Origin of the sequence: Microbacterium sp. SCN 71-21, assembly GCF_001725695.1 — a bacterium.
Lineage (GTDB): Bacteria > Actinomycetota > Actinomycetes > Actinomycetales > Microbacteriaceae > Microbacterium > Microbacterium ginsengisoli.
In genome coordinates this window covers 17,357-37,221 of sequence record NZ_MEGA01000001.1, presented here as the reverse complement: position 1 = coordinate 37,221, position 19,865 = coordinate 17,357, and the positions used below count along the sequence as shown (strand labels likewise).

The 19,865-nt window shown below is 70.7% G+C and carries 18 protein-coding genes; 4 read left to right on the top strand and 14 right to left on the bottom strand.

Going from position 1 to position 19,865, the window contains the following annotated elements; translation table 11 throughout:
* Positions 1 to 26 precede the first annotated feature (26 nt).
* The 5 genes from ABT08_RS00195 to ABT08_RS00175 form a co-directional block, all read right to left on the bottom strand.
* Positions 27 to 998, bottom strand: a complete 972-nt coding sequence (locus ABT08_RS00195; protein ID WP_288113611.1) for a 1,4-dihydroxy-2-naphthoate polyprenyltransferase — start codon at positions 996 to 998, stop codon at positions 27 to 29.
* Positions 999 to 1,023: 25 nt separating this feature from the next.
* Entirely contained in the window at positions 1,024 to 2,217 is a 1,194-nt protein-coding gene (locus ABT08_RS00190; protein ID WP_288113609.1) for an AMP-binding protein, read from the bottom strand.
* Position 2,218: 1 nt separating this feature from the next.
* A complete protein-coding gene (locus ABT08_RS00185; protein WP_056207720.1) occupies positions 2,219 to 3,118 on the bottom strand; it encodes a 1,4-dihydroxy-2-naphthoyl-CoA synthase in 900 nt (299 codons plus the stop codon).
* 7 nt (positions 3,119 to 3,125) lie between these two features.
* Positions 3,126 to 3,917 (bottom strand): LLM class F420-dependent oxidoreductase, encoded by a 792-nt coding sequence (locus ABT08_RS00180; protein WP_137878161.1) that lies wholly within the window; start codon positions 3,915 to 3,917, stop codon positions 3,126 to 3,128.
* Between the two features lie 72 nt (positions 3,918 to 3,989).
* Positions 3,990 to 4,910, bottom strand: coding sequence for an undecaprenyl-diphosphate phosphatase (locus tag ABT08_RS00175; RefSeq protein ID WP_056207726.1), 921 nt, complete (start codon positions 4,908 to 4,910; stop codon positions 3,990 to 3,992).
* A 54-nt stretch (positions 4,911 to 4,964) separates the two neighbouring features.
* Here ABT08_RS00175 and ABT08_RS00170 point away from each other — a divergent pair, with 54 nt between their 5' ends.
* The gene (locus ABT08_RS00170) at positions 4,965 to 5,951 is read left to right on the top strand and encodes an o-succinylbenzoate synthase (protein ID WP_288113604.1); all 987 of its coding nucleotides are present in this window, start codon (positions 4,965 to 4,967) and stop codon (positions 5,949 to 5,951) included.
* A 12-nt stretch (positions 5,952 to 5,963) separates the two neighbouring features.
* Here ABT08_RS00170 and ABT08_RS00165 read toward each other — a convergent pair whose 3' ends face one another.
* A complete protein-coding gene (locus tag ABT08_RS00165; RefSeq protein ID WP_048808996.1) occupies positions 5,964 to 6,581 on the bottom strand; it encodes a vitamin K epoxide reductase family protein in 618 nt (205 codons plus the stop codon).
* An 84-nt stretch (positions 6,582 to 6,665) separates the two neighbouring features.
* Complete coding sequence (locus ABT08_RS00160; RefSeq protein ID WP_286747462.1) at positions 6,666 to 7,313, bottom strand: TetR family transcriptional regulator; 648 nt, start codon at positions 7,311 to 7,313, stop codon at positions 6,666 to 6,668.
* A gap of 99 nt (positions 7,314 to 7,412) precedes the next feature.
* Here ABT08_RS00160 and ABT08_RS00155 point away from each other — a divergent pair, with 99 nt between their 5' ends.
* Positions 7,413 to 10,187, top strand: a complete 2,775-nt coding sequence (locus ABT08_RS00155) for an MMPL family transporter (RefSeq protein ID WP_288113600.1) — start codon at positions 7,413 to 7,415, stop codon at positions 10,185 to 10,187.
* The gene (locus ABT08_RS00150) at positions 10,184 to 12,100 is read left to right on the top strand and encodes a YhgE/Pip domain-containing protein (RefSeq protein WP_056207734.1); all 1,917 of its coding nucleotides are present in this window, start codon (positions 10,184 to 10,186) and stop codon (positions 12,098 to 12,100) included. The genes ABT08_RS00155 and ABT08_RS00150 overlap by 4 nt, the downstream gene beginning before the upstream one ends.
* Before the next feature lie 70 nt (positions 12,101 to 12,170).
* Here ABT08_RS00150 and ccsB read toward each other — a convergent pair whose 3' ends face one another.
* From ccsB to ABT08_RS00115, 7 genes are all read right to left on the bottom strand, one after another.
* The gene (gene ccsB, locus ABT08_RS00145) at positions 12,171 to 13,259 is read right to left on the bottom strand and encodes a c-type cytochrome biogenesis protein CcsB (RefSeq protein WP_288113598.1); all 1,089 of its coding nucleotides are present in this window, start codon (positions 13,257 to 13,259) and stop codon (positions 12,171 to 12,173) included.
* Between the two features lie 10 nt (positions 13,260 to 13,269).
* Positions 13,270 to 15,138: a cytochrome c biogenesis protein ResB gene (gene resB / locus ABT08_RS00140; protein ID WP_288113596.1), complete on the bottom strand. Its 1,869-nt coding sequence runs from the start codon at positions 15,136 to 15,138 to the stop codon at positions 13,270 to 13,272.
* Positions 15,119 to 15,859: a cytochrome c biogenesis CcdA family protein gene (locus ABT08_RS00135; RefSeq protein ID WP_273205173.1), complete on the bottom strand. Its 741-nt coding sequence runs from the start codon at positions 15,857 to 15,859 to the stop codon at positions 15,119 to 15,121. Before ABT08_RS00135 ends, resB begins: the two co-directional genes overlap by 20 nt.
* A gap of 28 nt (positions 15,860 to 15,887) precedes the next feature.
* On the bottom strand, positions 15,888 to 16,496 hold the full coding sequence (locus tag ABT08_RS00130; RefSeq protein ID WP_045247745.1) for a TlpA family protein disulfide reductase: 609 nt from the start codon (positions 16,494 to 16,496) through the stop codon (positions 15,888 to 15,890).
* A gap of 2 nt (positions 16,497 to 16,498) precedes the next feature.
* Complete coding sequence (locus ABT08_RS00125; protein ID WP_056207741.1) at positions 16,499 to 17,128, bottom strand: histidine phosphatase family protein; 630 nt, start codon at positions 17,126 to 17,128, stop codon at positions 16,499 to 16,501.
* 50 nt (positions 17,129 to 17,178) lie between these two features.
* Entirely contained in the window at positions 17,179 to 17,898 is a 720-nt protein-coding gene (locus ABT08_RS00120; protein WP_056207743.1) for a DedA family protein, read from the bottom strand.
* Between the two features lie 120 nt (positions 17,899 to 18,018).
* Positions 18,019 to 18,441 carry a DUF6264 family protein gene (locus ABT08_RS00115; protein ID WP_288113590.1) on the bottom strand — a complete coding sequence of 141 codons (423 nt, stop codon included), beginning with the start codon at positions 18,439 to 18,441 and terminating at the stop codon, positions 18,019 to 18,021.
* 41 nt (positions 18,442 to 18,482) lie between these two features.
* On the opposite strand from ABT08_RS00115, the gene aspS reads away from it, so the two are divergent.
* Positions 18,483 to 19,826, top strand: coding sequence for an aspartate--tRNA(Asn) ligase (gene aspS, locus ABT08_RS00110; protein WP_056519327.1), 1,344 nt, complete (start codon positions 18,483 to 18,485; stop codon positions 19,824 to 19,826).
* Positions 19,827 to 19,865: the final 39 nt, after the last annotated feature.

Here is a 19,865-nt window from a genome sequence, read left to right as displayed (position 1 = left end):
TCACCGGCCGGAGCGGATGCCGCGGTTCAGGCCGAGAACGCCCAGAACAGCAGTGCGCTGTAGGCGAGGGCTCCGAGGGACGTGAGACTGAGGGCGATCACGAGCTCCTGCGGCTTGCCGTACATCCACACGATGAGCAGCGCCGGACCGAGCAGCAGCAGCGACATCAGCGCGAGCCACGCGATCGGGTAGAAGAACCCGAGGAAGCAGGCGATCAGCAGCGCCACGACGACGAACACCGTGTACAGCGCCTGTGTGCCGCGCGCGCCGATCAGCACGCTCAGGGTGCGCTTGCCGGCCTCACGATCCTGGGGGATGTCGCGCAGGTTGTTCGCGAGCAGCACGGCACAGGCGAGCAGACCCGCTGCGACCCCGCCGAACCAGGCTTCCTGCGGCACGACGCCGACCTGGATGAAGGTCGTTCCGGCCGTGGCGACCAGCCCGAAGAAGACGAAGACGAACACCTCGCCGAGGGCGTTGTAGCCGTAGGGACGCTTGCCGCCGGTGTAGAACCACGCCGCCGCGACGCACACCGCGCCGACGATCAGCAGCCACCAGTGCTGGGTGCGCACCGTGAGCACGACTCCGACGATGCCCGCGAGCGCGAAGAACGCCAGGGCGACAGCGAGGACCGCCTTCGGGGCGGCCTTGCGGGAGCCGGTGAGCCGGCCCGGGCCCACCCGGTAGTCGTCGGTGCCGCGGATGCCGTCGCTGTAGTCGTTCGCGTAGTTCACGCCGATCTGCAGGAAGACCGCGACCGCGAGGCATCCGAGTGCCAGCACCCAGTGAAGGTTCGGGTCGATCACGTGCGCGGCGCCGGTGCCGATGAGCACGGGGGCGATCGCGAGCGGCAGGGTGCGCAGACGCGCGGCGGCGATCCAGTCGCGCACACCCGCGCGACGCGGCGCGGTCACGGGCGAGCCGGAGCGCTGCGGATTGCCTCGGGGGTGCGTCTTGCGCGCGGGCGCCGAGCGCCGCTTCTTGGTGTTGCCTGCCACGGGGAGCAATCCTAGGGGCGCGCGCTCATGTGCCCGCCGAGAGGGCGGCGCGTGCGTGCGCGGCGAGCGCACGCCGGTCGGGCTTCCCCGAGACGAGCAACGGCATCTCGGCGACGGTCAGCAGGTGCGCGGGGCGGGCTGCGCCGCCCACCTCGGCCTCGACGCGCGCGCGGGCCGCGGCGAGCGCGGCGGCCTCGTCGACGTCCCCCGCGACGACGATGGCGGATGCCTCGCCCCACCGCGCGTCCGGCACGCCGACGACGATCGCGGCGACGAGCGCGGGCACCGTGCGCACCGCCCGCTCCACCCGGTCGAGCGAGACGTTCACCCCGCCCGAGACGATCACGTTGTCGATACGGCCGGTGATGCGCAGCATCCCGTCGTCGACGCTGCCGGCGTCGCCCGTGCGATACCAGCGCACCCCGTCGGCGTCGACCGGGAACACCGCCGCGGTGAGTGCCGGATCACCCAGGTAGCCGTCGGCGAGCGTCGGCCCCGCCACCTGCACCTCGCCCGCTTCGACGCGCAGCCGCACGCCGTCGAGCGGCGCTCCGTCGTAGACGCATCCGCCGGCGGTCTCGCTCGACCCGTAGGTGCGCACGATGCGCACCCCCGCCGCCGCGGCCCGTTCGGCGAGCGCGGGGGCGAGCGCTTGACCGCCGATCAGCACGGCGTCGAAGCTCGCGAGCGCTCGGGCGGCGGCGGCATCCGCGTCGAGCAGGTCGCTCAACTGGGTCGGCACCAGGGCCGTGTAGCGGGGCCCCGGGCCGAGGGCGTCGGTGGCCTCGATGACATCGGATGCCGCGAACCGTCCGCCGTGCGCAATCGATGGCAGCACGACCGGCTCGGTGCCGCTGACGACCGAGCGCACGAGCACCTGCAGGCCGGCGACGTAGGTGGGGGTCAGCGCGAGCAGCCAGCGCCCGGCGCCGAGCAGCCCCACGGTTGCGCGCGCCGACGCGAGCAGGGCATCGGCCGACAGCACGACCGACTTCGGATGCCCCGTCGACCCCGACGTCGTGATGACCGCCGCCGCGCCCGGCAACAGGTCGTCGCGCGAGGACAGGGAGCCTTCGCGGGCAACGTCCTGTTCTCGCGCGTTCTCCTGCGGCCGCGCGGCCGGCGCCGCAGCCACCGGCTCGCCGCCGAGACGCAGCGCGGACCCCGACCCGTCGAGCGCGGCGCGCAGCGCACGGGTCAGGGCCGCGACATCCGTCATCTCAGAAGTGCCAGGGATACGGCGACCAGTCGGGGTCGCGCTTCTCGAGGAATGCGTCGCGGCCCTCGACGGCCTCATCGGTGCCGTAGGCGAGACGCGTCGCCTCGCCCGCGAACAGCTGCTGGCCGACGAGCCCGTCGTCGACCGCGTTGAACGCGTACTTCAGCATGCGGATCGCCGTGGGCGACTTGCCGAGGATCGTGCGTGCCATCGCCACCGCCTCGCGCTCGAGGTCCTCGTGCGCGACGACACGGTTGATCGCCCCGATCTCGTACGCCCGCTCTGCGGAGTATTCCTCCGCCAGGAAGAAGATCTCCCGCGCCACCTTCTGACCCACCTGGCGCGCGAAGTACGCCGAGCCGTACCCCGCGTCGAACGAGCCCACGTCGGCGTCGGTCTGCTTGAACCGGGCGTGCTCACGCGAGGCGATCGCCAGATCGCACACGACGTAGAGCGAGTGCCCGCCACCGGCCGCCCATCCGGGGACGACCGCGATCACGGGCTTCGGCATGAAGCGGATGAGCCGCTGCACCTCGAGGATGTGCAGCCGCCCGGCGCGGGCCGGGTCGTGCACTGCGGCCTCGTCCTCGCTGTATTTGTAGCCGTCGCGACCGCGGATGCGCTGGTCGCCGCCCGAGCAGAACGCCCACCCGCCGTCCTTCGGGCTCGGCCCGTTGCCGGTCAGCAGCACCACGCCGATGCGCGGGTCCTGACGCGCGATGTCCAGCGCCCGGTAGAGCTCGTCGACCGTGTGCGGACGGAACGCGTTGCGCACCTCGGGTCGGTCGAACGCGATGCGGGCGATGCGCCCGTCACGGCTGACGTGGGCGGTGATGTCGGTGTACGACGCCGCCCCCGGGGCATCCGCCCACTCGGACTCATCGAACAGCGGCGAGATCATGCGCGGCTCAGTTCTTGCCGTCGCGCCACTGCAGCCAGCGGCGCACGACGTCGAAGTCCCAGTCGGGTCCGTCGAAGCCGAGCGTGAACAGGCGCACGCCGGCGTCATAGAGCGCGTCGGCGTCGTCGGTCGTGCGGCGCTGCAGCTCGTTCGAGACGACCAGGTTCGACACGTCCGTGCCGTCCTTCGCCGCCCACTCGTCGATGACCGAGATCTTGTGCGCGAGCTCCTCGGGGGTGACGAAGCTGTGCCAGATGTCGGCGTGACGGGCGACGATGCGCAGTGTCTTCTGCTCGCCCTTGCCGCCGATGAGCACCGGGATCTTTCGGGTCGGCACCGGCACCAGCTTCTCCCAGCGCGCCTCGATGCGCGGCAGAGCCTCGGCGAGCGCGGTGAGGCGGGTGCCGGGGGTGCCGAACTCGTAGCCGTACTCGTCGTAGTCGCGCTCGAACCAGCCCGAGCCCGTGCCGAAGATGAAGCGCCCCTCGCCGCCCTTGGCCGAGATGTGGTCGACCGTGCGGGCCATGTCGGCCTGCAGGTCGGCGTTGCGGTAGCTGTTGCAGTTCACGAGGGCGCCGAATTCGACCTTCTCCGTCTGCTCGGCCCACGCCGCGAGCATCGTCCACGACTCGAAGTGGCGGCCCTCGGGGTCGCCCGAGAGCGGGTAGAAGTGGTCCCAGTTGAAGAGGATGTCGACGCCGAGGTCTTCGAGGGTGAGGACCGCACGACGGATGTCTTCGTAAGAGACGTGCTGGGGACGGATCTGGATGCCGAGACGGACCGGGGTGTCGAGGAGCATGGCATCCAGCCTATTCCTGCCCCGCCCGACGCCGCCGCCCTCGCGGCCGGCCTGGGCGGCGGCGGGCGGCGCTCAGCCGAAGAAGCCGAAGCGGATGATGCTGGCGACCCCGACCACGACGCAGTAGATCACGAACGGGTACAGCGTGCGCGTGTGGAAGTAGCGCGACAGGAACGCCACCGCGGCGAAGGCCGCGACGAATGCGCAGATCGAGCCGACTATGACCTGGCCCATGATGCCGCGGGCGTCGGGCTGCAGCAGGTCGGGGACCTTCAGAACCCCGGCGGCGAGGATGACGGGCGTGGCGAGCATGAACGCGAACCGTGCGGCGCTCTCGTGGTCGAGGCGGCGCAGGAGTCCGGCCGAGATCGTCACACCCGAGCGGGAGATGCCGGGCAGCAGGGCGAGCGCCTGGGTGGTGCCGATCAGGGCTCCCTCGCCGAGGGACAGGTCGTCGATGCGGCGGGCGGCGACGCCGCGGGCCTCCGCACGCGACCCGGCGGCACGGGCGGCCCGCCCGGCGAGGATCGTCTGACGGCGACGCAGCAGCTCGGCCGTCAGCAGCACGAGGCCGTTCAGGGTCAGGAAGACGGCGGCCACGAGCGGGGTCGAGAAGAGCACACGCAGCGGCTTCTCGAGCAGCAGGCCGATGACGCCCACCGGGATCGTTCCGATGATGAGCAGCCACGCCAGACGCGCCTCGCTGCGGCCGAGACTGCGGTGGCGCAGCGACCAGAAGAACCCGCGGATCACCGCGACCCAGTCCCGCCAGTAGAAGACGATGAGCGCGAGCGCCGTCGCAACGTGCAACGCCACGACGAACGCGAGGAACGGGGTGTGCCCCGACGAGTCGCCCTGGGTGACGAGGGACTGCCACTCGCCGCCGATCCACGCGGGGACGAGAATGGAATGCCCGAGGCTGGAGATCGGGAAGAGTTCGGTCACTCCCTGGAGGAGTCCGATGACGACGGCCTGCAAATAGGTCAGATCCACGCGGGCATGATCGCACACCCGCTCATGGATGACGCTAAGGAAACGGAACGCCCGATGCCAGACACCCCGTCGCTCGCCGACATCGCCGCCACCGCGCGGGTCGTCGCACTGCCGATGGCGACCCGCTTCCGGGGCGTGACCGTGCGCGAGGCGCTGCTGTTCGAGGGGCCGCAGGGCTGGTCGGAGTTCGCCCCCTTCGCCGAGTACGACGACGACGAGGCATCCGTCTGGCTGCGTGCGGCGATCGATTTCGCCTGGATGCCGCAGCCCGCCGCCCGCCGCGACGAGATCCCGGTGAACGCGACCGTGCCGGCGGTCGCGGCGGACGAGGTGCCCGTCGTGCTGGCCCGCTTCGACGGCTGCCGCACCGCGAAGGTGAAGGTCGCCGAGCGCGGGAAGTCTCTCGCCGACGACGTCGCCCGCGTCGCGGCGGTGCGACGGGCGCTCGGCCCGGAGGGACGCGTGCGCCTCGACGCGAACGGCGGATGGAACGTCGACGAGGCCGAGCACGCCATCCGCGCGCTGGAGCCGTACGACCTCGAATACGTCGAGCAGCCGTGCGCGCGGGTCGACGAGCTCGCCGACATCCGCGCCCGCATGCACGACCTCGACGTGCCGATCGCCGCCGACGAGAGCGTGCGCAAGGCCGAGGATCCCCTCGCCGTGGCCCGCGCGGGGGCGGCCGACATCCTCGTCGTCAAGGCGGCGCCGCTCGGCGGTCTCTCCCGGGCACTGGAGGTCGTGGCCGCGGCGGGGCTGCCGGCGGTGGTCTCGAGCGCGCTCGACACCTCGGTCGGGCTCGGCATGGGACTCGCCCTCGCTGCCGCGCTCCCCGAGCTCGACTACGACTGCGGGCTCGGCACCTCGTCGCTGTTCCTCGCCGACGTCACAGCGCAGCCGCTGCGCCCCGAAGGCGGTGTCATCGCCGTGCGCCGCGCGCAGCCCGACGCGGCGCTGCTGGCGCGGCACGAGGCATCCGACGACCGACGCGACTGGTGGATGTCACGCCTCGCCCGCTGCCACGCGCTGATCGCCGGCTGAGCGAGGCGCGGCTCAGAGCAGCGACTGCAGCAGACCGAGCTGCAGCTGGGCGGTGCCGAAGATGGCGAGGTACACGAGGATCGTGAGAAGCGGGATCCACGGGGTCAGCACGCGGCCGACCTTCGCGAGCGCCGTGCCCGCATAGCCCTCGCGGAACACATGCAGCACGGTGGCGAACCACATGGGAGTCACCGCGAGGTAGACCAGGGCGCACCACGGGCACAGCGTGTGCAGCGAGAAGATGCTCTCGGACGCGAGCCAGAGCACGAAGCCCATCGCGAAGGTCATGCCGGCCAGGAACAGCCACCAGAACCAGGCGGCGAAGCGCGCCCGGGCCAGAAGCCCCACCCCGACCGCGATCGGTGCGGGGAACATCATGAGACCGAGGATCGGGTTCGGGAACCCGAACACGTTGCCCTGCGGCGACTGGATGTTCTTGCCGCACTGGATGAACGCGTTGACCGAGCACGAGAGCGCCGCGTCGGGGTTCTTCAGCAGCGCCAGATCGTCGAGCGTCAGGTTGAACGCCGCGATGAGACCCGCCAGGCCCCCGACGATCAACAGGATCGGGAGGGCGAGCGGGATGCGGGATGCGGGGGCTGCGGCGGCGGTCGGCGTCGGCGAGGTCACCTCGCGAGGCTATCGCGACCGGCGCACGACGGGGTCGCACCGGCGCGGATCCACAGGGATCCGACGGCTCGACACGGCGGCGGCTCAGCCTGCGGGCGACTCGACCAGCAACGACGCCAGAGCCGCGATGCGCTCGGCGCACTGCTGCTCGGCCCGCTTCGGCGACAGGCGCGCGATCGCCGCGTGCACCGCGGCATCCTCCCACGTGTTCACGAGCATCCGGGCGGCCTCGTCGTCGGGGACGCGTAGCGCGAGACGCGACGTGCGCCGGATCTCGGCGATGATCTGCGCGACCCGGGCGGCCATCGCGCCGTCCCAGGCGAGATAGGCACGGGCCAGGCGCTCGTCGCGCATCGCGTTCGTGCGGATCTCACTCATGAGCAGCACGCCGAGACGGTCGTCGGTGGCGATGTCGAGCACGAAGCGCACGATCTCCGCGGTGCTGCGGGGCACCTCGGCGGCGGCCATCTCGGACACGCGGTCCGCGACGCGGGCGAGCTTGGTGTCGGAGACCTGCCGGGCGAGTTCGAAGAAGAGATCCTCCTTCGACTCGAAGTTGGAGTAGAAGGCTCCGCGGGTGAAACCCGCGCGCTCGCAGATCGCCTCGACGGATGCCCCGTCGAAGCCGACTTCTGCGAACACCTCGGAGGCCGCCTCGACCAGGCGGGCTCGGGTGTTCTCGCGACTGCGCGTCGTCGGCATCAGCGACGCACCACCTCTCCGTGCGCTCATCCGCCGTTCAGGTTGCGGGGGATGGCGGACTCTACGATACACACCTGTATCGGATACAGTCATGTATCGAACCCCGAACCTCGATTTCGCGGAGGCGTCGTGTCCACACTGCTCTACTCGCTCGGCCGTTGGTCGTTCCGCCACCCGTGGCGGGTGCTGCTGACCTGGGTGCTGCTGCTGGTCATCGCCGGCGGCGCCGCCGCGGTGTTCGGCAAGGGCACCGACAACGCGTTCTCGATCCCCGGCACGGAGTCCCAGGCCGGCCTCGAGCAGCTCAGCCGCACCTTCCCGCAGGCGGCCGGCACGAGCGCGCAGATCATCGTGGTCGCCGCCCCCGGGCAGACGGTCGACGAGAGCGCCTACACGAGCGAGATCGCGAACACCGTCACCGAGATCGGAGCGCTCGACGGCGTGCTGGGAGCGACCGATCCGTTCGGGAAGACCGTCAACGGCCTCGTCTCCGACGACAAGAGCGCCGCCATCATCAGCATGCAGTTCAACGGCCAGGTCACCGACGTTCCGGCGAGCACGAAGACCGACCTGCAGTCGATCACGACCTCGCTGCAGCACGCCCTCCCCCAGGGCGCCACCGCCCAGCTCGGCGGCGACCTGTTCGCCGTCTCGGTGCCGGGCATCAGCATCACCGAAGCGGTCGGGCTCGTGATCGCCCTGCTGGTGCTGCTCGTCACCTTCCGGTCGTTCCTCATGGCCGGCATGCCCCTCGGGAGCGCCCTCATCGGCGTCGCGATCTCCATGTCGCTCATCCTCGGGGCGACGGCGTTCGCCTCGGTGTCCTCCACGACCCCTCTGCTCGCGCTGATGCTCGGGCTCGCCGTCGGCATCGACTACGCGCTGTTCATCGCCGCGCGACATCAGGACCAGGTGCGCGCCGGCGTCCCTCCGGAAGAGTCCGCCGCCCGCGCGACCGGCACCGCCGGCTCCGCCGTCGTCTTCGCCGGCATCACCGTGCTCATCGCGCTCATCGGCCTCGGCTTCGCGAACATCCCGTTCCTGACGACGATGGGCATCGCGGCCGCGCTCGCCGTCGCGATCGCGGTGATCGTCGCGATCACCCTCACCCCCGCCTTCCTCGGCTTCGCGAAGGGCCGGGTCGTCGGCTGGTCGCGCCGTCCGAAGGCCGCCGCGAAGAAATCGGATGCTGCACCCCGCCGGTCGTTCTCCACCCGCTGGGCGGGCGTGGTGACGAGGCATCCGCTCGTCACGACCATCGCGGTCATCGTGACGCTCGGCGTGCTGGCCATCCCGGCGGCGAGCCTGCAACTGGCCCTTCCGAACGCGGGCGTACTGCCGAAGGACAACGAGGCGCGCAAGACCTACGACCTGATCTCCGAGCACTTCGGACCCGGCTTCAACGGCCCGCTCATCATGACCGGCACGATCGTCACCTCGACCGATCCGCTGAACCTCATGAAGAAGATCGGCGACGACGTCGCCACCCTGCCGGGGGTCAAGACCGTCGCCCTCGCGACCCCGAACGAGACCGCCGACACGGGCATCGTGCAGATCATCCCCACGACGGCGCCCGACTCACCCGAGACGGCCGCACTCGTGCGGGAGCTGCGCGCGCAGCACGACCACATCCTCGACACCTACGGCGTCGACATGAAGGTCACCGGCTTCACCGCGGTCGGCATCGACATCTCCGATCGCCTCGGCGGCGCGCTGCTGCCGTTCGGCATCTTCGTCGTCGGGCTCTCGCTCGTGCTGCTCATGGTCGTGTTCCGCTCGATCTGGGTGCCGATCAAGGCTGCGCTGGGCTACCTGCTGTCGGTGGGCGCCGCGTTCGGCGTCGTGTCGGCCGTGTTCGTGTGGGGCTGGGGCGCCGACCTCATCCACGTCGCGAAGGTCGGCCCCATCATCAGCTTCATGCCGATCGTGCTCATGGGCGTGCTGTTCGGCCTGGCGATGGACTACCAGGTCTTCCTCGTCTCGCGCATGCGCGAGGACTTCGTGCACGCGAAGGCCGACGGCCGCACCCGCCGCGAGGTCGCGATCGACGCCGTGCGCAGCGGCTACACCGGCTCCGCCCGCGTCGTCACGGCGGCGGCGACCATCATGTTCGCCGTGTTCGCCGCGTTCATCCCCGAGGGGGACTCGAGCCTCAAGCCCATCGCACTGGGGCTCGCCAGCGGCATCCTGTTCGACGCGTTCCTGGTGCGCATGACGCTCGTGCCGGCCGTGATGGCCCTGCTCGGCGCGCACGCCTGGTGGATGCCGCGCTGGCTCGGCAAGCGCCTGCCCCACTTCGACATCGAGGGCGAGGCCGTCGAGCGCGAGATCGCGCTGGCCGACTGGCCCGACGACGCCGACCGCTATGCCGTGGCCGCCGACGCGCTCGAGCTCGACGACGAACGGCGTCGCGTCTACACCGGCGTCGACGTGAGGCTCGCGACCGGCGACGGCCTGCTCGTCACCGCGGAGGACCCGCGGGCGACCCGCGCCCTGCTGCTCACGATCGCCGGACGCCTCGAGTCGACCGGCGGGCGCCTGCGTGTGGCGGGCCACCTTCTCCCCGGACGCAACGCCTGGGCCCGTCGACACAGCGCGTTCGTCTCGCTCGGCACCAGCGAGGCGCCGCTCACCGACCTGCGCCGTGGCCTGCGCCGCGCCAGCATCGTCGTGATCGACGGCATCGACCGGCTCGAACGCCTCACCCCCGCCGACCGCGACCAGGCGCTCGCCCTGCTGCGCGAGGGCGCCGGCGACGGCCGCGTGACGCTCGTCGCGTCGGCGCCACCGACCTCCGTCGACGATCTCGGCGCCCTGCTGCGGGGCGCTCGCATCTCCATCGCGCCCGCACTGCGCATCCGCACGACGCTCTCCGCGTCCGACGTCGCCGAGGTGACCGCATGACTCTGCTCGAACGCTCCCGCACCCTGCGCCCGGTGACCTGGCTCGCCGTCATCGGCGTGATCCTGCTGCCCGTGCTCGTCGGCGCCGTGCTGGTCGTGTCGCTGTACAACCCGACCGACCGGCTCGGCAACATGACCGCGGCCATCGTCAACAACGACAAGCCGGTCACCCTCAACGGCCAGACGGTGCCGCTCGGACGTCAGTTGACCGCCGGCCTCGTCGAGGGTTCGAAGGACCTGCCCTCGAACCTCGACTGGGTGATCTCCAACACGGATGACGCGGCCTCCGGTCTCGCCGACGGCACGTACGCCGCGGTCATCACCATCCCCGACAACTTCTCCGCCGCCGCCACCTCCACCGCCCCGGGCGGCACACCTGAGAAGGCGACGATCTCGATCGCGACGGCCAACGACGCGAAGGTCGTCGACTCGGCGATCACCGCGCAGATCGCGCAGACCGCGACATCCGTCATGGGACAGCAGCTGTCGCAGAACTACGTCAAGAACGTGCTGCTCGGCTTCACGACGCTCAACACGCAGCTCGGACAGGCCTCGAGCGGTGCCGAGCAGCTCGCCACGGGCGCCGCCACCGCCGCGAGCGGTGCGGCCGCCCTCCCCTCCGGCATCGGCCAACTCGCCTCCGGGGCGAACCAGCTAACCTCCGGCGCGAACCAGCTGTCATCGGGCGCCGGCCAGCTCGCGAGCGGACTGGAGACCGCTGCCGCGCAAGTCGCGAGCCCGTCGTTGAACTCGGCCGCCGCCACCACGTCCCAGTACGCGGCCAGCGCGGCCAGCCAGACGACAGCGGTCGCGACGACGCTCGGCGCCCTCGCCCAGGAGTGCGCGCAGCTACTGCCGCCGCACGCGCTGCCGAACACGAACACGGCCGCCATCGCGACGCTGTGCGAGAAGCTCGGCACACTCGTCGGCTCCCCGACCGACCCCGCGAACGACACGGCGATCGGGGCGGCGACGGCCGCCGGCTACGCGGCGGGCTACGCGTCCGGCACCCAGACCGGCGTGTCCCAGCTGACGTCGCAGACCTCGGCCGGTCTCACGCAGTCGGCCGCCGCGGCGCACCAGCTGCAGTCCGGAGCATCCGGCATCGCCGCCGGCTCGGCCGCGCTCGCGTCGGGCGCCACCCAGGCGTCGTCCGGGGCGACCCAGCTCGTCGCCGGCGTGGACCAGCTCGCCACCGGCGCCTCGTCGCTCTCCGACGGCCTGAAGACGGCCGTCTCATCGATCCCCACCTACAGCGACACACAGGCGGCGACCCTCGCCGACGTCGTCGCGAACCCGGTGACCGCCAGCGGGGTCTCCACGAACCTGTTCGGCGGCTCCGCCATCCCGCTGCTGTCGACCCTCGTGCTCTGGTTCGGATCGCTGGCGACCTTCGTGGTGCTGCAGGCGGTCTCGCGTCGTGCGCTCGCGAGCCGTCTGCCCTCGGTCGTGCTGGCGCTGCGCTCCTTCGCCCCCGCCGCCGTCATCGGTGCCCTGCAGGGCGTGCTCGTCGCCATCGTCGTGCAGATCGCGGCGAACTACGACACCGGATCGTGGCTCGCGTACGCCGGGCTGAGCGTCGTCGCCGGCATCGCGTTCGCCGCGGTCAACCAGGCGCTCGTCGCGCTCTTCCGCGGCACCGGCCGCCTCATCGCCGCGATCGCCGGAACACTCGCCATCGCCACGTCGGTCGTCTCGACGACGCCGTCGGGGCTGACCTGGCTCGCCGGTCTCATGCCGACCGCGCCGGCCTACAACGCCGCCCTCGGGGTGCTCGCGAGTGCCGGTGGCGTCGGATCCGCCGTCGTCGGCATGGTCGTATGGACGGTGCTGGGTCTGCTCGCCACCACCTTCGCGGTGTGGCGCCACCGCACGTCCTCGGTGCGGGCGGTGGTCGCCGGCACGACGGCCTGACCCGCGTCCGCGCGACATGACGAGGGGGTGGATGCCGCGGCATCCACCCCCTCGTCATATGCCGGTCGGCTCAGCTGCCGCCGGTGGTGAGCCCGCTGTAGGCGTGCAGACCCTTGAAGAACATGTTGACGATCGTGAAGTTGAACATCACCGCGGCGAAGCCGACGATCGACAGCCACGCCGACCGCGTGCCGCGCCAACCGCGCGTCGCACGCGCGTGGATGTAACCCGCGTACAGGACCCAGATGACGAAGGTCCAGACTTCCTTCGTGTCGAAGCCCCAGTAGCGTCCCCAGGCGTCGTTCGCCCAGATGGAGCCTGCGATGAGGGTGAACGTCCAGAAGATGAAGCCGATGATCGCGAATCGGTAGGCGAGGGACTCGAGGTTCTCGGCCGACGGCAGCAGCCGCAGGAATCCGGGACCGGTCTTCGCACCGGCGGTGCCCGCCTCGGCGGCGGCGAGCGCGCGGCGCTCGCGGCGGATCTGCATGAGCTGCAGCACCGAGAGCGCGAACGCGAGGGCGAACAGCGCCGTCGCGAGAGAGGCGACGAACACGTGCACCACGAGCCACACGCTCTTCAGCGGATCGGCGAGGGGCGTGATCTCGCGGTAGAACGCGACTGCAGAGCCACCCATGAGCAGCACGATGAGGCCCGTGATGAAGGAGCCGAGGAAGCGAAGGTCGTAACGGAACAGCACCGCGAGGTACACCGCGACGATCAGCAGGGTTCCGGTGAGGGCGAACTCGTACATGTTCGACCAGGGCACCCGGCCCGAGGCGATTCCGCGCGTGACGTCGGCCGCGAGGTGGAAGAGGAAGCCGAGCCAGGTCAGCGTCGTGCCGATGCGCGCCCACACGGGGCGGTCGCGACGCGATCCGCGGGCCGTCAGTGCCTCGGCGGCGCGCTCCTGTCGCGCACGCACCTGATCGATGGTCTCGACCGAGCCGCGGGAAGAGGCCGACGACGAGGCCGTCGCCGCCCCTACGCCGACGAGCTCGCGCACATCCTCGGTGGCGGCATCCTTCGCGTCGATGGCGGCCACCGAGCGTCGGGAGAGGTCGATCGTGTAGGCGATGAACGCGAGCGCGTAGATGGCGATCGCCGTCCACACGAGCAGGACCGAGGCGGAGTCGAGCGAGAAACCGGTGGAGGGCATGGCGGTGATTCTACCCGCGGCCGTTGTGGGCTTCGCCGGGAGTCGCGTCGTCGCCCGCGGGGGCATCGGAGGCGTCCGTCGACGCCTGCGGCGCCGTCTTCGCCGCCTTTGCGACCGACTTCGCGTGGCGCTCGGCGAGCTGGGTCACCGCGACGGCGATCGCCGGGTCCTCGCCGCGCGCGAGCCCCGCGTACTCCAGGCGCAGCGCGCCGTCCTTCGGAGTGACCCGCACCCACATGCGGCGGCGCGGAACGAACAGCGCGGCCAGAAGCCCGGCCACGGCGAGCCCGGCGAACACCAGCACCCACACCGACGAGGCGTCGTGGTGGATCGACAGCGACACGAAGCGCTTCACCGACGCGGAGTAGTCGGTGCCGACCGCCTGCATCGTCTTCGAGGCGTCCAGGCTCCCGGTCACCAGGGTGGATGCCGACGGGTCGGCCTCGTTCACGAAGGTCACCGTGCCCCAGTCGTTCGGGAGCTTCGCGGTCTGCCCCGGCATGAGCTCGAGCGAGTTCACCCCGGTGGTGCCGCCGGTGAGCTGGGTCATGCCGGTCGGGTCGAGGGTGTACACCGAACGCGGTGTTCCGTCGTTGATGCCGAGGTCGCCGGCGTAGACGTTGAGGGTCAGCACCGGGTAGATCAGGTCGGGGTAGACCGAGCTGAACGCTCCCGTGGTCAGCGGCTGCATCGTCGGGTAGAAGAATCCGACGAGACCGAGCTGCTGCGGCAGCCCGTCGGGGATCTTCACGACGCCCAGCGAGGTCATGTTGTTGTCCTGCGGCAGGAACGGCACCGACTCGTTGTAGATCACCTTGCCGGCGGAGTCGCGCACGATGATCGTCGGCGCGTACCCGTTGCCCATCAGATAGACGCGGTCCCCGGCGACCTCGAGCGGATGGTTCACCCGCACCTCGTCCTGCTGGGCGGACCCGCCCTCGGTCTTGGTGGTCAGGTGGGCGACGAAGTCGCCGGCCTGGCCCGCGCCCGTGTCGCTGGCGGGCGTATAGGTCACGTCGAACTTGTCGAGGGTGAGCGAGAACGGGTCGAGCGCGTTGCCGTCGACGAAGCGTCCCGGATTGAACGACGAGTAGTCCTGCAGCTGGTTGACGAAGGTCGTGCCCTGCACGATGACCCGCTGCCCGGTGTAGGTGAACGCCCCGCCGACGCCGACCGCGATCAGCACTCCCACCAACGCGATGTGGAAGAGGAGGTTGCCCGTCTCGCGCAGATAGCCGCGCTCGGCCGACACGGAGTACGAGCCGCGGCCGTCGTAGCGGTGCACCCGGTAGCGGGCGCCACGCAGCATCCGCTCTGCGGCGTCGATCGCGTCCGCCGCGGCGGTCGTCGCATCGACGCCGTCGGCGAGCGTGAGGGTGGCGGCGCGGTGGTCGTCGAGGCGGGAGAGCCGAGCCGGCGTGCGCGGGGGGAGCGCCCGCATGGCCTTCCAGTGGTGCTTCAGACGCGGGATCACGCAGCCGATCAGCGAGATGAACAGCAGCAGGTAGATCGCCGAGAACCACGCCGACGAGTAGACGTCGAACAGCTGCAGCTTGTCGAGGATCGGGAACAGATCGGGGTGGTCGGTCTGGTACTGCGTGACGCCGTTCGGGTCCGCCGTGCGCTGCGGCACGATCGATCCGGGCACCGCGGCGATCGCCAGCAGCAGCAGCAGGATCAGGGCCGTGCGCATGCTCGTGAGCTGACGCCACGCCCACCGCGCCCAGCCGAGCGGACCGAGTCGCGGCGAAGTGACGGCGGATGCGGCATCCTTCTCGTCGACGGAGCCGACGGCGTCGGCCTCGTCGGCGCCGTCGATGTGGTCGGACGGGCGCAACGGGTCGGCGTCGCGACCGGACTCAGAGCGGGAGCGGGACACTCGAGAACACCCCCTGGAGGTGGGACATGAGGTCGGTCCACAGACCCGTGACCATGGCGAGGCCGACGAGGATGAGGAGCACGCCTCCGATGATGTTGACGACACGGATGTGGCGGCGGATGAACGCGACGGCGCCGGCCGCCCAGCCGAAGCCGAGGGCGATGAGCAGGAACGGGATGCCGAGCCCGAGCGAGTAGGCGAGGCCGAGCACGGCCCCCCGCCCCGCGGAGGCCTGCGTGAACGACATGCCGAGGATGATCGCGAGGGTCGGGCCGATGCAGGGCGCCCAGCCGATGCCGAGGGCCAGCCCCAGCAGCGGCGCCCCGATGAGGCCGAGGTTGCCGCGCACCACCGGCTTCAACGTGCGCTGCGCGAACCCGAACAGCCCGATGAACACGAGGCCGAGCAGGATGATCGCGACTCCCAGCACCCGCGTGATGATCGCGTTGTACGAGATGAGGAACGCGCCGAACGTGCCGCCGAGGATGTTCATCGCCATGAAGATCACGGTGAACCCTGCGATGAACAGCACGACACCCAGCACGAGGCGTCCGCGCGTGACCTGCCCGCCACCGCGGCGCGGAGCGACGGCGCCGCCGATGAATCCGAGATAGCCCGGCACCAGCGGCAGCACGCACGGCGAGAGGAAGGAGACGAGCCCTGCCAGCATCGCGATCGGGATCGCGAGCCAGAGGGCGCCGCCGGCGACGATGTCGCTCATGCGTGCCCCCGGGTCCGGCGGGCGCGGGTCACGACGTCTGCCCCGCCGTGGTGATCAACGAGGTGAGGATCGAGGCGTCCGAGAGCTGACTCACGATGCGCGAGGACACGCGACCCTGCTTGTCGAGAACGACCGTGACCGGCACGGCACTCAGCGGCACGTACTTCGCGAACGACATCTTGATGTCGCCGTTGTTGATCGCGATCACGCTCGGGTAACTCACCCCGTAGGTCTGCGCGAACGAGCGCGACGTCTCGGCCTGGTCGTAGATGTTGACGCCGAGGAACTCGACGTCCTGCCCCTTCACGTCGGTGAACGCCTTCTCGAGCACGGGCGCCTCGGCGCGGCACGGGCCGCACGCGGCGTACCAGAAGTTCACGACGACGACCTTGCCGAGGTACTGGCTGCTCGTGACGTCGGTGCCCTGATCGGTCGTTCCCGAGAAGGTCACCGCGTCGCCGCGCTGGTCGGCGGGGATCTCCTGCACCTGGAAGTCGCCCGAGATGAAGCCCTTGTTGTCGCCGGCGCGGTACTGCGCGGCGAGCGAATCGTTGCTGCAGCCGGCCAGCACGAGGGCTGCGGCCGCGACGACGGCGGCGGCGATGACGCGGATGCCGCGGCGGTTGGGTCTGGTCATCGTCACACTGCTCCCACATCCACGGCGCCCGACAGCGACGCCGGCTCGACGTAATCGATCTCGACCCAGCGCTCGCCCCGTCGCTCGAAGCTGGTCACGCTGGAGAGCCCGCAGCGGCGCGACCGGGGGTCGTGCCGGAACGGGAGGCCCGCGACGGCGAGGTGCGTCACCCAGATCGGAAGCTGGTGCGAGACGACGACCACGTCGCCGGCGGCGGTCAGGTTCCACGCCTCGGTCATCGCGTCATCCATGCGCGCGGCGACCTGGGCGTAGGGCTCGCCCCAGCTCGGCACCGAGGGTCGCAGGAGATGGCGCCAGTTCAGCGGGTTGCGCAGGGCGCGCGACATCCGCCGGCCCTCGAACACGTTCGTCGGCTCGATCACGCGCTCATCGACGCGCGGCTCGATGCCGAACAGCTCGGTGAACGGCTCGGCCGACTCCCGGGTGCGCTGCAGCGGCGAGCACACGAGCGCCCCGACCGGGCGCCCCAGCCCGTGCACGTATTCGGCGGCGCGGCGGGCCATGACCCGACCGTCGACGCTCAGCCGGAAATTCGGCAGACGTCCGTACAGGACGTGATCGGGGTTATGGACCTCACCGTGGCGCACGAGATGCAGTCGGTCGGCGGACACCCGCACAGTTTACGGGCGCTGCTTCTGTGTCTAGCCTGAGCGGCGGGCGCTCAGGCCTCGTCGACCGACCCGCGTCGGGTGCGCAGCAGCTGGCGCACCCGCACCCACCCGAACCAGGCGACCCCGATCACGACGGCGGCGATCACGACGTACTGCAGGATGTCGGCGTACTGCTCGATGACCGGCCACGACTCGCCGAGGAAGAATCCGGCGAGAACGAACGCGGTGTTCCAGATCGCGCTGCCCGCGGTCGTGAGCAGCGTGAACCGCCACAACGGCATGCGGGTGACACCGGCCGGGATGGAGATGAGGCTGCGGAAGATCGGGATCATCCGCCCGAAGAACACCGCCTTCGCCCCGTGGCGGCCGAACCACTCCACGGTGCGGTCGACGTCCTCGACGTGCAGCAGCGGCACCTTCGCCGCGACGCGGCGGAGCCGATCCAGCCCGAGCCATGCTCCGATGCCGTAGAGGATGAGCGCACCGACGACCGAACCGAGCGTCGTCCAGACGAGCGCCTCGACGAGCGTGAACATGCCGCGGTTGGCGGCGAACCCCGCGAGCGGAAGGATCGCCTCGCTCGGCAGCGGCGGGAAGAGGTTCTCGAGCGCGATCGCGATGCCCGCACCGACCGGGCCGATGACGTCCATGAGTGAGACGACCCACTCGACGAGGGCGCCGAGCCACGAGTCATCCGGTTCATCGGATGCCGCGGCCCGCAGTGTCGCGGCGGGACGGAAGGGGGGAGCGGCCAGGGCGGCGTCGGTCATCGGACATCCTCGGGGTCGGCAGTGTCGGCCATGCGGAACGGTGATCGGCGCGCCGCGAGGCGCACTCGTCCGACCCTATGAAGCCGACATCCCAAAGGGCTGGGAGCCCCTGCGGCGCGGTCAGCGCAGGTTCGCCGACCCGAACACGATCGCCGCGCCGCCACACCACGCGAGCGCCATCAGCACGAGCGCGACGAGCGGAACCCAGAACGCCAGCCGCCGCCGCACGAGCAGCACGATCGCGACCACGCCCGCCACGACCAGCACGGCCCACGGTGCGATCATCGCGACGAAGAAGCCGGCGGTGCCGAGGCCGTCATTGCAGGTGTCGCTCGAGCACGCGTCGAACGCGAACACGAGGAACACCGCCATGTATGAGGCGATGAGCGCCGGCACGATCAGCAAGACCAGCAGCACGATCGTCAGCACCAGGTCCCAGGTGCGGCGCACCCCCGGCGCGGTCACCGCGACCGGCGCGGGCGGCAGCGGCGACCCGACGGGCGGTTGCGGAGGCCCCGCGGGCGGCACCGGCGGCTGGCTCATGCCGTCATGCTAGAGGCGGGCCGCACGTAGACTGAAGGTTTGTGAGCGAACGCGTCCTCGTCAAGCAGCTGAAGTCCCTCCCCGAAGGACCGGTCCGGGTGTCCGGCTGGGTCGAGACGGTGCGCGATCAGAAGAAGGTGCAGTTCGTCATCCTGCGCGATGAGACCGGCGCCGTGCAGCTGGTGAACCCCGCAACCCGCGAGGTGACCGACGATGCGGATGCCGCGGCATCCGTCGCCCTCGCCCTCACCGAGGAGATCTCGGCGCTCGCGAGCGGCACGTTCCTCACGGTCACGGGAGAGCTGAAGCACGACGAGCGGGTGAAGCTCGGCGGCGTCGAGATCAAGATCGCGACGCTCGAGGTCGCGGCGGCGGCCAACCCCGAGACCCCGATCGCCGCCGACAGCGGTCTCGACAAGCGCATGGACTGGCGCTTCCTCGACCTGCGCCAGGCCCGCAACAACCTCATCTTCCGCGTGCAGACGACCTTCGAGCACGCGCTGCGCACCTACTGGGTGGAGCGCGACTACATCGAGATCCACTCCCCCAAGCTCATGGCGAGCCCGTCGGAGTCGAACGCGGAGCTGTTCTCCCTCGACTACTTCGAGGACAAGACCGCCTACCTCGCCCAGAGCCCCCAGTTCTTCAAGCAGATGGCGCAGTCGGCCGGCTTCGGCAAGATCTTCGAGATCGCGCCGGCCTTCCGCGCCGACCCCAGCTTCACCAGCCGCCACGCCACCGAGTTCACCTCGGTCGACGCGGAGATCAGCTGGATCGACTCCCACGAGGACGTCGCCCACATGCAGGAGGAGCTGCTGCAGACCGCGTTCCAGGCGGTCAAGGACACGCACGGCGCCGAGATCGAAGAGCTGTTCGGCATCGAGGTGCAGGTGCCCGCGGTGCCGTTCCCGCGCATCCCCCTCGCCGAGGCCCGGCAGATCGTCGCCGACCGGGGCTACGAGATCCCCCGCACCGACGGCGACCTCGACCCCGAGGGCGAGCGCCAGATCTCCGCCTACGTGCAGGAGACCTACGGCCACCAGTTCGTCTTCATCACCGACTACCACCCCGAGATCCGTGCGTTCTACCACATGCGCGACGCCGAAACGGGACTCACCAAGTCGTACGACCTGCTGTTCAAGGGCGTCGAGATCACGACCGGCGCGCAGCGCGAGCACCGCGTCGACGTGCTCATCGAGCAGGCGAAGGAGAAGGGGCTCGACCCCGCCCACCTCGACTTCTACCTCGACTTCTTCCGCTACGGCGCCCCGCCGCACGGCGGCTTCGGCATGGGCCTCGCCCGCGTGCTCATGCTGCTGCTGGGCGAGGCGTCGATCCGCGAGGTCACCTACCTCTTCCGCGGTCCCACGCGCCTCGCGCCGTGATCACGGCGCGGTGAGCGCCGACACCGGATGCCGCGGCAT